The sequence below is a fragment of the Streptomyces sp. NPDC057099 genome, from assembly GCF_042671245.1.
Taxonomy (GTDB): domain Bacteria; phylum Actinomycetota; class Actinomycetes; order Streptomycetales; family Streptomycetaceae; genus Streptomyces; species Streptomyces purpurascens.
Genome location: NZ_JBHUTX010000062.1, coordinates 1 through 13,891 on the forward strand (window position 1 = coordinate 1; position 13,891 = coordinate 13,891).

Here is a 13,891-nt window from a genome sequence, read left to right on the forward strand (position 1 = left end):
CTCGTGGCGGAGCCACGTGGGCGCTCCGGCAACGCGGCGAGCGTGCGTGCCAGGCGTCGCGGAGCAGACGGGGATTCGTCAGACAGGCCCTGAGGCCCGCACCACAGAGGTGCGGGCCCCGATCACGTCGAACGCGTCGACGTCAGCGTCAGGCGGGAACGATGTTCTCGGCCTGCGGGCCCTTCTGGCCCTGCGTGACGTCGAAGGTGACCTTCTGGCCTTCCTGAAGCTCGCGGAAGCCGGAGGTGGCGATGTTCGAGTAGTGGGCGAAGACGTCGGGGCCGCCACCCTCCTGCTCGATGAAGCCGAAGCCCTTTTCCGCGTTGAACCACTTCACGGTGCCAGTTGCCATAGTGAATCTCCCTTGAGGGGCAAATACCCGAGATCCGCACTTTACGGACTCGGAGTCGCCGCAATGATCACCCTCGGAAAGATCCGAAAATCCTCGGAAACTAAAAAGAGTGCTCGTCGACGGAGGTCGATAGAGCACTCGAAGTCTCTGGGAACCAAAACTGCAACACCAGCCAAGGTAGCACAGGTCCTCTCGAAGGGCCCGGGAATGTCGTACCCGAGGCGGACCCGGGGGCCCGGCCTACTGCGTTCTCAGTAGTCCGGATTGTCGGCAGCCGCACGACGACGCGGGGGCCTTGTCACGGACACGCTGGGCGGACGATCGACACCGGATGTGGAGACCTGCTGCCGTGGCAACTTTCCTGTATCGAGTGGGCCGTCTGGCCTTCCGGCGACGCTGGTACGTCGCCCTGGTCTGGGCGGCCGTCCTGGCCGCCGTGGGACTCGGCGCCCTCAAGGCGCCGGGGTCCGTCGACGAGGAGTTCTCGATGCCCGGCATCGAGTCCCAGAAGGCGTTCGACCTCATGGAACAGCGCTTCCCCGGCGCCACGGCCGACGGGGCGACCGCCCGGGTCGTCTTCATCGCGCCGGGCGGCGAGAAGGTGACCGCCGCCGAGAACAAGGAGGCCATCGAGAAGGCCGTGACCGGCCTCGGCGACGGCACGCAGGTCGCGAGCGCCGTCGACCCGTTCCAGGCGAAGACGATCAGCAAGGACGGCACGACCGCTTTCGCGACCGTCACCTACAAGGTCAAGTCCACCGACCTCACCGACGCCAGCCGGACCCATCTGGAGCACACCATCGAGGGAGCCCGGGACGCCGGGCTGACGGTCGAGGCGGGCGGCACCGCGCTGGCCGCCGAGGGCGGGCCGGGCGGCACGGCCGAGGTGATCGGCGTCGCGATCGCCGCCGTCGTCCTGCTCGTCACCTTCGGCTCGCTCGCCGCCGCCGGGCTGCCCCTGCTGACCGCCGTGATCGGCGTCGGCGTCAGCATGGCCACGATCCTCGCCCTGGCGAGCGCCCTCGGCCTGTCCACCACCACCGGCACCCTGGCGATGATGCTGGGCCTGGCCGTCGGCATCGACTACGCCCTGTTCGTGGTGTCCCGCTACCGGGAGGAGCGCGCCAAGGGCAGTGCGCCGCAGGAGGCGGTCGGCATGGCCGTCGGCACGGCCGGGTCCGCGGTGGTCTTCGCCGGGCTCACCGTCGTCATCGCGCTGGCCGGGCTCACCGTGGTCGGCATCCCGATGCTCACCAAGATGGGCCTGGCCGCGGCGGGCGCGGTCGTCGTCGCCGTACTGATCGCGCTGACCCTCGTCCCGGCGTTCCTCGGCTTCTGGCCGAACGCGGTGCTCCCGCGCAGGGCCCGCAAGAGCGGCCGGATCGAGCAGAGCACCGAGACCAACGGCGGCGCCCGCTGGGCCGGGTTCGTGCTGCGCCGCCCCCTACCCGTCCTGCTCCTCGGCGTCGTCGGCCTCGGCGCCCTCGCGCTGCCCGCCGCCGACCTCCAGCTGGGCATGCCAGGGGACGAGGCCAAGCCCACCTCCACCACCGAGCGCCGGGCCTACGACGCGCTCGCCGAGGGCTTCGGGCCGGGCTTCAACGGGCCGCTGACCGTCGTCGTGGACGGCAAGGGCACCTCCGACCCCAAGGCGGCCGCGGGCTCGATCGCCAAGGAGATCGGCGCCACCGAGGGCGTCGTGTCCGTCTCCCCGGCGCGCTTCAACGCCGCCGGTGACACCGCCGTCTTCTCCGTCGTGCCGTCCACCGCGCCGACCGACGAGAAGACCAAGACCCTGGTGACGACCATCCGGGACGAACGGCCCGGCATCGAGTCCGGCACCGGCGCGAGCTACGAAGTCACCGGCACCACCGCGATGAACATCGACATCGCCGAGAAGGTGCAGGCCGCGCTCGTCCCGTATCTGATCGTCGTGGTCGGTCTGGCGATCGTCCTGCTGCTGGTGGTCTTCCGGTCGCTGCTCGTCCCGCTCAAGGCGGCCCTCGGCTTCCTGCTGTCGGTGCTGGCCTCGCTCGGCGCGGTCGTCGTGGTCTTCCAGCAGGGCCACGGCGCGGAACTCCTCGGGGTGGAGCAGACCGGCCCGATCATGAGCCTGATGCCGATCTTCCTGGTGGGCATCGTCTTCGGTCTCGCGATGGACTACGAGGTGTTCCTCGTCTCACGGATGCGGGAGGCCCGCGTCCATGGCGAGACGCCCGCGCAGGCGGTCACGTCCGGCTTCCGGCACAGCGCCCGTGTGGTCGCGGCGGCGGCCCTGATCATGATCGCGGTCTTCGCCGGGTTCATCGGCGAGAGCGACTCCATGATCAAGATGATCGGCTTCGGGCTCGCCGCGGCTGTCCTCTTCGACGCCTTCGTCGTACGGATGGCGATCGTGCCCGCGGTGCTCGCGCTGCTCGGCGACAAGGCGTGGTGGCTGCCGAAGTGGCTGGACCGGGCGCTGCCCCGCGTGGACGTGGAGGGCGAGGCGCTCAGCCGCCGGCCCGGGACGGAACCGGCTCCGGAGGGCACCCCCGATCTGGAACCGGCGCGCACCTGACGCCCCCCCCACCAGGGCCGCCCGTGGCGAAGGACACGGGCGGCCCCTCGGGCGTTCCCGCCCGGAGTCCACCACGATGGTCCCCAGCCCCACCGACCGGAGAGCCCGATGAGTATCAGCCTGGACCGGCGCTACGCGGACCGCCTGGAGGAGTTCTCCTCACGCCACCCCTTCCTCATCGACCTGGCGATGGTCCTGGCCCTGCTCGGCTGCACGGCCCTCGGCGGTTCGCTCACCATGCCGGGCGCCGCCCCGCCGGACCAGGACATGACCGCCACCGCCCTCTCGGGCGTGGCCTGTCTCGTCCTGCTCAAGCACCGCACGCACCCGCGCGCCTGCGTCGTCGTGGCCGGGGGCTGCACGGTGGCCGCGATCGCGCTCGGCTACCTGGTCACACCCCTGCTGCTGGCGCCGATGATGGCGGCCCTCTACTGGCTGGCGGCGCTCACCGACCCGAAGTCCACCCGTGTCTACGGCCTCACCGTCGTGGTGGCCGTGACGCTCGCGGCCGTGTCCTCCGACTCCATGAACCACATCTCGCTGCTGCTGCGGACGATCGGCCCGATCTTCTGGCTGCTGCTGCCCCTCGCCGCCGGGAAGACGACCCAGCTGCGGCGCGCCTACCTCCAGTCGGTGCAGGCCCGGGCCGAACACGCCGAGCGCACCCGGGAGGAGGAGGCCCGGCTGCGCGTCACCGAGGAGCGGATGCGCATCGCCCGTGAGTTGCACGACGTGGTCGCCCATCACATGGCCCTGGCCAACGCCCAGGCCGGCACGGCCGCGCATCTCGCCCTCACCCACCCCGAGCAGACGCAGAAGATCCTCACCGACCTGACGGGCACCACGTCCTCGGCGCTGCGGGAGCTGAAGGCCACGCTCGGCCTGCTGCGTGAGAACGACACCGACCCCGGCTCCGCCGCGCTGGACCCCTCCCCGGGCCTGGGCCGGCTGCCCGAGCTGGTCACGGCGTGCGAGTCGGCGGGCCTGCGCGTCACCGTCACGACGGAAGGGGAGCCGCAGCCGCTCTCGCCGGGCGTGGACCTGACGGCGTACCGGATCGTGCAGGAGGCCCTCACCAACGTCACCAAGCACGCCGCCGCCGAGGCCGCGCACGTCCGCCTCGCCTACACCGGCTCCCGCCTGCTGATCACGGTCGTCAACGAAGGCCCCGGCAAGCCGGAGCCCGCCCGGGGCCGCGGTTTCGGCCTCGTGGGCATGCGCGAACGCGCCCAGTCCATCGGCGGCGAGCTGTGCGCGGGCCCCCGGCCGCAGGGCGGTTTCGAGGTCACCACCGCGCTGCCGCTGCACGCCTCGCCCGACCTCGCGGAAGGAACCACGGCATGACCATCAGGGTGCTGCTCGCCGACGACCAGGCCCTGCTGCGGGCCACGTTCCGGATCCTCATCGACTCCTGCGCGGACATGGAGGTCGTCGCCGAGGCCTCCGACGGCGCGGAGGCGGTGGAGCTGACCCGCGCCCACCGCCCCGACATCGTCCTCATGGACATCCGTATGCCCGGCACCGACGGCCTCGCCGCCACCGCGACCGTCTGCGCCGACCCGGAGCTGTCCGCCACCCGCGTCCTCATCCTGACCACCTTCGAGACCGAGGACTACGTCGCCGAGGCCCTGCGCGCCGGTGCCAGCGGCTTCCTCGGCAAGGACGTCACCGCCGACACCCTGTTGACCGGTCTGCGCACGGTGGCCTCCGGCGAGTCCCTCCTCTCCCCGGCCGCCACCCGTTCCCTCATCACCCGCTTCCTGCTGGCCCCCGCCCCCGGCACCCATCTGGCACCGCCGGAACGCCTCGCCGACCTCACGGTCCGCGAGCGCGAGGTGATGGCCCTGGCCGCGGAGGGCCGGTCCAACACGGAGATCGCCGAGGACCTGACCCTCAGCCCGCTGACCGTCCGCACCCACATCCACCGGGCGATGACGAAGCTGGACGCCCGCGACCGGGCGCAACTGGTCGTCATCGCCTACCAGACGGGCCTGGTACGGGCGACGCCGCCGGCGACGTGAGAGGGGAGGGCTACGGTCTGCCGTAGGTCGCCACCATGACGGCCTCGGCCACCTTGTTCATGTCCTGGCCCTTGGCGTCGGTGGAGTTGACGCTGTAGACGAGGGTGCGGGAGCCGTTGCGGGTGGAGGCGATGGCCGCGTTGTAGCCCCAGCGCCCGCCCGTCTTGCCCCACACCTCACGGCCGCCCAGCACCTTCATCGACAGGCCGACGGAGTACGCGGCCGGCTCCCCGGTCTCGGAGTCGGTCACCTTCGGCAGGGTGAACATCTCGTCCAGCAGCGGCCCGCGCACGACCCGGCCCTGGAACAGGGCCTGGGTGAAGTGCTCCAGGTCGGCCGTGGTCGACACGATGTCCCCGGCCGCCCACGCGTCCGTGGCCCCCCACACGGACACGTCGCGGAGCCCGACCGTGCCGTCGTCCAGCCGCATCCTCTGGTAGCCGCGGTTGTGCGGTCCGACGATGCGCGGGTTCGCCCCCGGGAAGTAGGTGTCACACAGCCCCAGAGGCTTGAGCACCCGACGGGCGACCTGACGCTCGTACGTGTCACCGGTGACGCGCTCGATGAGCAGACCGGCGATCGTGTAGCCGATGTTGAGGTAGTGCTGCCGCTCGCCCGGCGCGAACTCGCGCTCCTTCGACGTCGCCGAGCGGACGACGTCCCGGGGGTCGTGGATCTGGAAGCGGTTCGCGTACGCCTCCTCGACCGTGCTGCCGGGGAAGTCGGGGGCCGGGATGCCGTGCGTGTGGTTCAGGAGCTGCCGGACGGTGACGCCCGCGTACGACGCCGGGATCAGCTCCGGCAGATACGAGCGGGCACTGCGGTCCAGGTCCAGCAGGCCCTCGGCGGCCAGTTGCAGGACGACCGCCGCCGTGAAGACCTTGGTCACGGAACCGGCCCGGAACCGGGCGTCAGGATCGGCCGGCCGGTTCGTCCGTAGATCGTGCACGCCCGAACTGCCGTGCCAGACACCCTCGGAGCCTCCGACGCGTACGAGGGCGGCGGTCGCGTCGGCCGTGGGCAGGCCGGCGATGGCGGTCTCCAGGGCGGTGTCGGAGGACGGGGCGGACACCACGGCGGTCGGGGCCGCCGGGCCGGACGCCGTGGCCGGGACGACCGTCGGCCCCGCCACGACCACCCCGGCGACGAGCACGGCGGTGAGCAAACGGGTACGGGTCATGGTCAACTCCGTTGATCGGAACCGGTGTTCGGGACGGCTCCATCCTCCGGGCCCGGGGCGCCCGGCGGATCGCCCCGACGGGCGGTCCCGGCCGGTCAGTTCCTCGCCGACGCGGGGGAGGAACCGTCGCGGCCGCCTCCCCCGGGCGGGGGACCACCGGCCGCGATCAGCCCCGACTCGTACGCGCAGATCACGGCCTGGATCCGGTCCCGCAGCCCCAGCTTCGCCAGCACGTTGCCCACATGCGTCTTCACCGTGTGGTCGCTGACCACCAGCTCGGCGGCGATCTCGGCGTTCGACAACCCCCGCGCGAGCAGCAGCAGCGTCTCCCGCTCCCGCCCGGTCAGCACGTCCAGCCGGGGATCGGGGCGGCGGGGCCGGGCGGCGGCGGGCCGTGTGTACTGCTCGACCAGACGCCGGGCCACGGACGGCGCGAGCAGCGAGTCGCCCCGGGCGACGACCCGTACGGCGTGCACGAGATCGTCGCGGCGTACGTCCTTGAGCAGGAAACCGCTCGCGCCCGCGTGCAGCGCCTCGTAGACGTACTCGTCGGAGTCGAAGGTCGTGAGCATCACGCTCCGGCAGTCGCCCGCCGAACTGATCGCGCGGCAGGCCTCGATCCCGTCCATGCGCGGCATCCTGATGTCGAGCAGCACCACATCGGGCGCGTGCCGCCGCACCGCCTCGACCGCCTCGGCCCCGTCACCCGCCTCCGCGACGACCTCGATGTCCGGCTGCACGTCCAGGATCATCGCGAAGCCGCTGCGCACCAGTTCCTGGTCGTCGGCCACCACGACCCGGACCGTCACCGCGCCACCTCCTCGGCGGCCGGTACGGGTATCCGTACGCGCACCTCGAACCCCCGCCCGCCCGGGCCCGCCCCCACGACGGCGGTACCACCGTGCGCCGCGGCCCGCTCGCGGACACCGATGAGCCCGTGCCCACCGCCGCTGCGGGACCCCTGGGGCCCTCGCCCGTCATCGGTCACCCTGACGTCCAAGTCACCGCTCCTGTAGGCGAGTCGCACCGCGACGGTATGTGCTCCGGCGTGCCGGACGGTATTGGTCAGGGACTCCTGGACGATCCGGAATACGGTGGCGGCGACCGCCTCCGGCACGGGCCGGACGTCTCCCGCCGTCCCGTAGGTGACGTCGAGGCCCCCGGCCCGCACCCGGTCGAGGAGCGCGGGCAGCTCCGCGAGCCCCGGCTGCGGCTCGCGCGGGGCGGCGCCGTCGTCGTCCCCGTCCCGCAGCACGCCCAGCATCCGCCGCAGCTGCGTCATGGCGTCCCGCCCGGTCGCGGAGATCGCGTCGAAGGCGGCCTCCGCCCGCTCGGGCGCGGCACGCACCGCCACCGGACCGGCCTCCGCCTGCACGATCATCAGGCTCACGGCGTGGGAGAGGATGTCGTGCATCTCCCGTGCGATCCGGGCCCGTTCGCGGGCGGCGGCCCGCTCGGCCTCGACGCGGTGCGCCCGCTGCCGGGCGTCGGTGAGCCGCCCGAAGACATAGGCGGCCGTGAACACGATGAGGGAGAAGGTCAGTTCACGCGCCGACCGCGTGTTGAGCCACACCCCCACCGGCACGGCGGCCAGCAGCACACCCCCGGTGAGGAGCCGCTTCCGCGCGGACGACAGCGCGGCGATGGTGTACACGACGACAAGCCCGGTGTACGGCAACGGCTGCCCGGGCCCGTCCAGGGCGAGCCCGTACAGCGCGCCCGCGGCCAGCACCGCGAAGAACACGGCGAGGGGAGCGCGCCGCCGCCAGACCAGGGGCAGCACGGTGAGCGTGCTCAGCCCGTACGCGGCCCAGGTCGCGGGCGGCAGCCCGGCAGCGCGCGGCACCACGAACGGCATGGTCATCGCGCCCTGCACGAGCAGCGCGATGCCGATGTCGACGACGAGCGGATTGGCCGCCGTCAGCGCCCGCCCCCGCTCCCACCACCCTCGCGGATCCCCGCGCAAGCCCCCCATGCCTCCACAAGGTAGTGCGTTCCGAGGGCCGCCTACGCTCCTGGTGCGCGAAACGCGACCTGCCGACGGGTGGCCTCGTCGATCTCCTCGACGGTGAGCAGCGGGGTCGCCCGCGACTGGATGGCACCGCTGGCCTTGACGGTGAGACTCACGGCCGCCATGGAGACGGTGTCGGGAAAGTCCACGATCATCACGAGGTCGTCCGCCCCGAAGGCGTAGTACATGGCCTCGACCCGCCCCCCGAGACCGGTGACGACTTGATCGACGACAGCCCGCCGCCCACTGGCACCTTCTTTGAGCAGCCCCTTGGTGCCTTCGGCTGTGTACGTGGCCTGGATCAGGAACTTCGGCATGGGGCATGCCTTCCCGGGGGCGCGTCGGCGGCTACGCGGAACGCCCGCATTCACCCGTTGGCGCCATACGGTTCAGGCCCGGAGACAGGCCAGTACCGCCAGCACACGGCGGTGGTCGTCGGGGGCCGACGGGGGAAGGTCGAGTTTCTGGAGGATGCTCGCGATGTGCTTCGCGACGGCGGCGTCCGTGACGACGAGACGGCGGGCGATCGCCGCGTTGGAGCGGCCCTCGGCCATGAGGGCGAGGACCTCGCGTTCCCGGGGCGTGAGCCGGTCCAGCGGGTCGCCGCGGCGGGCCAGGAGCTGGCGTACGACCTCGGGGTCGACGACCGTCGCCCCGGCGGCCACGCGGGTGACGGCGTCGGCGAACTCCTCGACGTCACCGATGCGTTCCTTGAGGAGGTAGCCCGTCCCGACGCCGGCGCGGCGGTCGTCCAAGAGCTCGTCGGCGAAGGTCTGCTCCACGTACTGGCTGAGGACGAGGACCGCGAGGCCGGGCTGCTCGGCCTGGATCAGACGCGCCGTGCGCAGCCCTTCGTCCCTCTGGCCGGGTGGCATCCGGACATCGGTGATCACCAGGTCCGGCCGGTGCCGCCCCGGCCCGTGCCGAGCCCGTCGGTCAGGAACTCACCGGTCATCCCGGCACCGTCACACGCCCTCGCCCGGCCGGCCGGGCGGTGTGTGACAAGCCCTGGCGGCTCAGGAGGTGCTGAACTTCAGCACGGCACCGTCCTTGTTGTGCGCCACGATGGTCGCCTTGAGTGAGTCGCCGAACCCCGCCTCGCCGCCGGTGCCGCCGAGTTGCATCACCGCGCCGTCCGTCCGGAAGGTGACGTGCTCGTCGGCCACGGTGACATGGACCTTCGTCCCGTTCGCCGTGATGTCGGCCGTGGAGGTCACCAGGACCTCGCACTCGCCGTCGGAGCAGGCGGCGAAGTTCTTGCCGTCCGCCGCCCCGGGGAGCGGGCCGGTGGGGTCGGGGGAGTCCGTGTCGCCGGGCTTCCAGCCCGGGGCGCACTGGTCGGCCTTCCGGTACGCGGCAGCGAGGCGCGGATCCTTCTCGGCCAGCGCGGGCAGGTCCGGCTTCGGCGGGGTGAGGGTCTGGACCTGCTGGTCGACGTCCGCGGCGGTGTCCCCGGCGTCTTCGAGGCCCACCGCCGGTGACACCCCTTCGAGTTTCGCCGCGACACCGCTCACCTTTTTCCGCAAGGCATCGAGCATCCGGTCGGCCGCCGGAACGCCCGACGGGCCGAGGTCCTCCAGACTGCCCTGCACCCTGTCCACCGCGGAGGGTGTGGTGGAGAGATAGCCGAGGGCGGTGGCCCCGGCGACGAGATCACCCTCGTCCTCGCCCCGGATCTCCCGCAGATCCGCGGCGCTCTCCGCCCGCAGCTCGTCGAGGGCGATCGTCGACTCGCAGACACCGCCCGCCCACTTCACCAATTCCCCGGACGGCGGCCGAACCGGCGTGGACGAGGCCGATTCCCTCCCGGTCGAGCCGGTCGAGCTCGTCGAGCCGTCCGCGTCACCGGCCCCGCCGCCCCCACACCCCCCGACGACCAGCACCAGCCCGGCCACCACGACCGCGACGCTCCCTTTGTTGCCCATCCGACGACCCCTCTCCCTGTCACGACCCGTCTCCCCTGAACAACGCGGTGCGCGGCCGTTGGTGGTGGTACGTATTCCGCAAGTGAATTATTCATGGGATATCGAGCCCAATTCCCTTCCGTCTCTGGCGAATCTCCCGTCCGTCGAAAAAGAATTCGAGCAAGGTGAGATTCCGTCAATAAGGGCAACCAATGCTTTCCGGACTTTATTCGCCGGTGAAACCGCGAAATCGTTTCGCCATATCTACGATCGCCAGTTATGACCGACACTTCTCGGGACAGCTCCGCCACCCGTGCCCGCTGGCAGACCTGTCTCCGGCTCGCCCGTGAGCTCCTGCTCGTCGGGCCGGACGGCAAGGACCTCAAACTCGACTATCTGCACACCCTGATAGACACGGGCCGCCTCGGCCCCACCCACCACCCGCGCAAGAAGATCCTCGTCATCGGGGCCGGAATCACCGGCCTCGTCGCCGGGCGATTACTCAAGGACGCCGGCCACGAGGTCACCATTCTGGAGGCCAACGCCAGCCGGGTCGGCGGGCGCGTCAAGACGTTCCGGGCCACCAAGCACGACCAGCCCTTCGACGACCCGGCCCAGTACGCCGAGGCCGGTGCCATGCGGCTGCCCGACTTCCATCCGCTCGTCCTCGCCCTGGTCGACAAACGCGGGCTCGGCCCGCCGCCAGTTCTACAACTTGACATCCTCCGCCTCTTAAAAGAGGGGGATTCCAGCCTATGTGGGCTGAGGTTCACGGGTGCTCGAACGGCTGGTGGCCGTTGTCACCCCTCCGGCACCGGCTGTTCGCCGGGGGCGGGGGATCCCGCCCTGTCCTGCCGCGACGTTGATACTGGCGTTGGTGTCCGCGTTACAGGTGAAGCCGCAGGAGGAGCAGACGAACTCGGTTTGGCTCTTGCGCGAGTTCTTGTCGATCCATCCGCAGGCACTGCACCGCAGAGACGTGTAGGGGGCGGGGACGTCTTCGACCCGGCCGGGGGCCTTGTGCCGGACCCGGGCACGGGCAGCGGTTCCGACGTCCCCGCGCCCCCGGTGTCGTACTCCTCCTTCACCGGCCGCACCTGGTCCGACGACGCCGCCCGCTGGGACTCCATGCGCAGCGCCGAGCGCTACGTCTACGCCCTGCGCAACCTCCAGGCCCTGCACGGCCGCCGTATCGAGGTGTTCTTCACCGGGCGGGGCGCCACCAAGAGCTGGGCCCGCGACCCGTACGCCTTCGGCGAGGCCGCCATCTACACCGCGCACCAGATGACCAGCTTCCACCTCGACGTCTCCCGGCCCGAGGGCCCGGTGCACTTCGCCGGGGAGCACACCTCCCTCAAGCACGCCTGGATCGAGGGCGCTCTCGAAAGCGCCGTGCGGGCCGCGCTCGCCGTCCACCAGGCCCCGCCGGTCACCGTCCCGGGGGAGGGGGCATGACCGCGATCGACCGCGGGTGCATGGTCGCCCGCTATCTCGCCCTGCGGCTCGCCGAGTTGGGCATCACCCATCTGTTCGGCGTCCCCGGCAACCACCTCGGCCCGTTCCTCACCACCCTGCGGGACGAGGACGACATCGAGTGGGTCGGCACCCCCACCGAGGGCGGCGCGGGCCAGGCCGCCGACGCCTACGCCCGTATCCACGGCGTGGGAGCGGTCGCCGTCACCTACAGCGTGGGCGCGTTCAACCTGCTCAACGCCTGCGGCGGGGCCTACGTCGAACAGGTCCCGCTGGTCGCCGTCAACGCCTCGCCGCCCTACGAGCAGTGGCAGAACTACCGTGCCGTCGGCCTGCTCACCTCGCACATGAGCCCCCGCGCGGAGAGCAACCTGGACGTCTACCGGCAGGTCACCGTGGACGCGCAGGTCGTCTCCCACCCGGGCCTCGCCCCCGGCCAGATCGACGCCGCGCTCACCGCGTGCCTCTCGGAGCGCCGCCCGGTCTACCTGGAGATCATGGAGGACCTCTGGGACGAGCCCTGCCCCGCGCCCGAGACACCGATCGTGCCGCGCGAGCGGCCGTTCAGCGCGCGCAACCAGACGATGCTGGACCACGCCGTGCAGGCGATCCTGACCCTGGTCGAGGAGCATCCCGGCCCGGACGGCAGGCCCCGCCCGATCATGTGGGCCGGCGAGGAGATCGACCGGTTCCGCCTCGGCGAGCAGCTCACCGGCCTGGTGGAGGCCACCGGTGTGCCGTTCTGCACCACCGTCGGCGCCAAGGCCGTCGTCGACGAGGACCTGCCGCAGTTCCACGGCGTCTACAACGGCCCGGCCAGCCACCCCGACGTGCACGCCGTCTTCAAGGACTGGGCGACCTGCCGGATCGGGCTCGGCGCCTGGTCCACGTCGAAGAACCTCGGCGGCGAGCAGTCCGTCGGCGGCGACTGGGTGATGGCCGCGCTCGGCGGCGTCAGCGTCGGCACCTCCTACTTCCCCGACGTCCAGCTCCGCCACCTGCTGCCCGCCCTCCAGGACGCCTTGGTGAAGGCCTACGGCACCGAGGGCCTGGCCGCCGACTACTACGCCGAGTCCTACGACCACCACGGTTCACCGGGCGACCGCCCCGCGGCCCTCGCACAGCACCGCGCCTCCCTCCGGGCCGGCGCCGCGCGATCCCGCCGGCCGGACGGGCAACACCTCACCTACGACGGCGTCTTCGACCGGATCAACCACTTCCTGAACCACGACACCGGCGAGGACTGGACGGTCGTCTCCGACGCCGCGTTCTCCCTCATCGGCTCGATGAACCTGTCCCTGCCGACGGGCGGATTCCTCTCGCAGGTCAGCTGGCTGTCCATCGGCTGGTCGGTCGGCGCGGCCACCGGAGCCGCGCTCGCCCCCGAGCGGGAGGACGCCCGCCCGATGGTGTTCGTCGGCGACGGCGCCTTCCAGGAGACCTGCCAGGAACTCTCCACCCACACCCGGCTCGGACTCCGCTCGGTGGTCTTCGTCATGGACAACGGCCACTTCTACGGCATCGAACAGATGCTGGTGCACCCGGAGTTCTACGCGGACCAGGACGCCGCGGACCCCGACTTCTACAACGTCCTGCACCCCTGGCACTACGACCGACTCCCGGCCGTCTTCGCCGGAGGGAAGACCCCGGCGAACGGCGTCAGCGTCAGCCACACCGCGGACCTGGACGACCTCCTGGCCCGCCTCACCGACCCGGCCGACCCGCTCAACGCCGGACCGCTCCTGGTCCGCGTCCGGCTGCACCGGCACGACTACCCGCGGGCGATGGCCTACAAGGTTCCGCACGCGTAGAAATCGACACAGGGAGAGAAGAAATGGCTGATCTCAACGTCCTCATCGCGTTCGACGCGGCCACCATCGTCGAACGGAACCCCAACGCCTCCCGCAACCCCGACGCACCGACCCAGGTCGACCAGAGCCTGATCTACATGACGACCCGCCACGACCACATCGTCGGCACGTCGGGCGCCGAGCTGAACCTCCGCGCCGAACCCGGCGACACCGTCAAGTGGCGCGAGACGACCGTCTCCCTGGGCAGCGACTACAAGGCCCTGCTGTACCGCTACGTCAGCAGCGACAGCCAGCACCAGCTCATCCGCACACCGGAGATCGAGGTGATCGACGGCATCTACCCCCTGCCGAAGGAGGGCAGCGAGGGCCGCCCGGAGTTCGACACCCAGCGCTACCAGGACCACTACTGGCGGACGACCGTCAAGCGGTCCGGCAAGGTCACCTACCACTTCTACTTCCAGATCCTGGACCGCCACCGCCAGTTGAAGGGGTACTTCCAGTGGGACCCCTTCATCACCATCGAGGACGCCTGACGCGTCCCCGGCCGCTCAGCGGCGCCGCATTGAATCCTCCCCTCCC

The 13,891-nt window shown here is 71.3% G+C and carries 12 protein-coding genes and 3 pseudogenes; 7 read left to right on the forward strand and 8 right to left on the reverse strand.

Features of this window, described 5'->3' with window-relative positions:
- Nucleotides 1–148 precede the first annotated feature (148 nt).
- The gene (locus tag ACFT4A_RS38560; protein WP_030846597.1) at nucleotides 149–352 is read right to left on the reverse strand and encodes a cold-shock protein; all 204 of its coding nucleotides are present in this window, start codon (nucleotides 350–352) and stop codon (nucleotides 149–151) included.
- Between the two features lie 349 nt (nucleotides 353–701).
- Between ACFT4A_RS38560 and ACFT4A_RS38565 the strand changes: the two genes are divergently transcribed.
- From ACFT4A_RS38565 to ACFT4A_RS38575, 3 genes are all read left to right on the forward strand, one after another.
- A complete protein-coding gene (locus ACFT4A_RS38565; RefSeq protein ID WP_382840247.1) occupies nucleotides 702–2,912 on the forward strand; it encodes an MMPL family transporter in 2,211 nt (736 codons plus the stop codon).
- Between the two features lie 108 nt (nucleotides 2,913–3,020).
- Entirely contained in the window at nucleotides 3,021–4,256 is a 1,236-nt protein-coding gene (locus ACFT4A_RS38570; RefSeq protein WP_382840249.1) for a sensor histidine kinase, read from the forward strand.
- Nucleotides 4,253–4,933: a response regulator gene (locus ACFT4A_RS38575; protein WP_382840251.1), complete on the forward strand. Its 681-nt coding sequence runs from the start codon at nucleotides 4,253–4,255 to the stop codon at nucleotides 4,931–4,933. The genes ACFT4A_RS38570 and ACFT4A_RS38575 overlap by 4 nt, the downstream gene beginning before the upstream one ends.
- A gap of 10 nt (nucleotides 4,934–4,943) precedes the next feature.
- Here the strand turns inward: ACFT4A_RS38575 and ACFT4A_RS38580 are convergent, their stop codons facing one another.
- From ACFT4A_RS38580 to ACFT4A_RS38605, 6 genes and pseudogenes are all read right to left on the reverse strand, one after another.
- The gene (locus ACFT4A_RS38580; protein ID WP_382840253.1) at nucleotides 4,944–6,113 is read right to left on the reverse strand and encodes a serine hydrolase domain-containing protein; all 1,170 of its coding nucleotides are present in this window, start codon (nucleotides 6,111–6,113) and stop codon (nucleotides 4,944–4,946) included.
- Nucleotides 6,114–6,208: 95 nt separating this feature from the next.
- Nucleotides 6,209–6,922: a response regulator gene (locus ACFT4A_RS38585; RefSeq protein WP_382840256.1), complete on the reverse strand. Its 714-nt coding sequence runs from the start codon at nucleotides 6,920–6,922 to the stop codon at nucleotides 6,209–6,211.
- Complete coding sequence (locus tag ACFT4A_RS38590; RefSeq protein ID WP_382840258.1) at nucleotides 6,919–8,088, reverse strand: sensor histidine kinase; 1,170 nt, start codon at nucleotides 8,086–8,088, stop codon at nucleotides 6,919–6,921. The genes ACFT4A_RS38585 and ACFT4A_RS38590 overlap by 4 nt, the downstream gene beginning before the upstream one ends.
- 32 nt (nucleotides 8,089–8,120) lie before the next feature.
- Nucleotides 8,121–8,441, reverse strand: coding sequence for a GYD domain-containing protein (locus ACFT4A_RS38595; RefSeq protein ID WP_382840260.1), 321 nt, complete (start codon nucleotides 8,439–8,441; stop codon nucleotides 8,121–8,123).
- Nucleotides 8,442–8,513: 72 nt separating this feature from the next.
- Nucleotides 8,514–9,032 (reverse strand): annotated as a pseudogene (locus ACFT4A_RS38600) (LuxR C-terminal-related transcriptional regulator); the annotation flags it as partial.
- A 108-nt stretch (nucleotides 9,033–9,140) separates the two neighbouring features.
- Complete coding sequence (locus ACFT4A_RS38605; RefSeq protein WP_382840262.1) at nucleotides 9,141–10,049, reverse strand: hypothetical protein; 909 nt, start codon at nucleotides 10,047–10,049, stop codon at nucleotides 9,141–9,143.
- A gap of 258 nt (nucleotides 10,050–10,307) precedes the next feature.
- Between ACFT4A_RS38605 and ACFT4A_RS38610 the strand changes: the two are divergent.
- Nucleotides 10,308–10,661, forward strand: a pseudogene (locus ACFT4A_RS38610) (NAD(P)-binding protein); the annotation flags it as partial.
- Between the two features lie 120 nt (nucleotides 10,662–10,781).
- Here the strand turns inward: ACFT4A_RS38610 and ACFT4A_RS38615 are convergent.
- Complete coding sequence (locus ACFT4A_RS38615) at nucleotides 10,782–11,210, reverse strand: zinc ribbon domain-containing protein (protein ID WP_382840350.1); 429 nt, start codon at nucleotides 11,208–11,210, stop codon at nucleotides 10,782–10,784.
- On the opposite strand from ACFT4A_RS38615, the pseudogene ACFT4A_RS38620 reads away from it, so the two are divergent.
- The 3 genes and pseudogenes from ACFT4A_RS38620 to ACFT4A_RS38630 all read left to right on the forward strand — a co-directional run.
- Nucleotides 11,127–11,483 (forward strand): annotated as a pseudogene (locus tag ACFT4A_RS38620) (FAD-dependent oxidoreductase); the annotation flags it as partial. The gene ACFT4A_RS38615 and the pseudogene ACFT4A_RS38620 sit on opposite strands and share 84 nt — an antisense overlap.
- Nucleotides 11,480–13,312: a thiamine pyrophosphate-binding protein gene (locus ACFT4A_RS38625; RefSeq protein WP_382840264.1), complete on the forward strand. Its 1,833-nt coding sequence runs from the start codon at nucleotides 11,480–11,482 to the stop codon at nucleotides 13,310–13,312. The pseudogene ACFT4A_RS38620 and the gene ACFT4A_RS38625, both read left to right, overlap by 4 nt.
- Before the next feature lie 23 nt (nucleotides 13,313–13,335).
- A complete protein-coding gene (locus tag ACFT4A_RS38630; protein WP_189725590.1) occupies nucleotides 13,336–13,845 on the forward strand; it encodes an inclusion body family protein in 510 nt (169 codons plus the stop codon).
- Nucleotides 13,846–13,891: the final 46 nt, after the last annotated feature.

Bases quoted from the DNA above. Each gene is read 5' to 3' on its own strand.
- ACFT4A_RS38560 (WP_030846597.1), bottom strand. From the start codon at position 352: ATGGCAACTGGCACCGTGAAGTGGTTCAACGCGGAAAAGGGCTTCGGC.
- ACFT4A_RS38570 (WP_382840249.1), top strand. From the start codon at position 3,021: ATGAGTATCAGCCTGGACCGGCGCTACGCGGACCGCCTGGAGGAGTTC.
- ACFT4A_RS38575 (WP_382840251.1), top strand. From the start codon at position 4,253: ATGACCATCAGGGTGCTGCTCGCCGACGACCAGGCCCTGCTGCGGGCC.
- ACFT4A_RS38580 (WP_382840253.1), bottom strand. From the start codon at position 6,113: ATGACCCGTACCCGTTTGCTCACCGCCGTGCTCGTCGCCGGGGTGGTC.
- ACFT4A_RS38590 (WP_382840258.1), bottom strand. From the start codon at position 8,088: ATGGGGGGCTTGCGCGGGGATCCGCGAGGGTGGTGGGAGCGGGGGCGG.
- ACFT4A_RS38595 (WP_382840260.1), bottom strand. From the start codon at position 8,441: ATGCCGAAGTTCCTGATCCAGGCCACGTACACAGCCGAAGGCACCAAG.
- ACFT4A_RS38605 (WP_382840262.1), bottom strand. From the start codon at position 10,049: ATGGGCAACAAAGGGAGCGTCGCGGTCGTGGTGGCCGGGCTGGTGCTG.
- ACFT4A_RS38625 (WP_382840264.1), top strand. From the start codon at position 11,480: ATGACCGCGATCGACCGCGGGTGCATGGTCGCCCGCTATCTCGCCCTG.
- ACFT4A_RS38630 (WP_189725590.1), top strand. From the start codon at position 13,336: ATGGCTGATCTCAACGTCCTCATCGCGTTCGACGCGGCCACCATCGTC.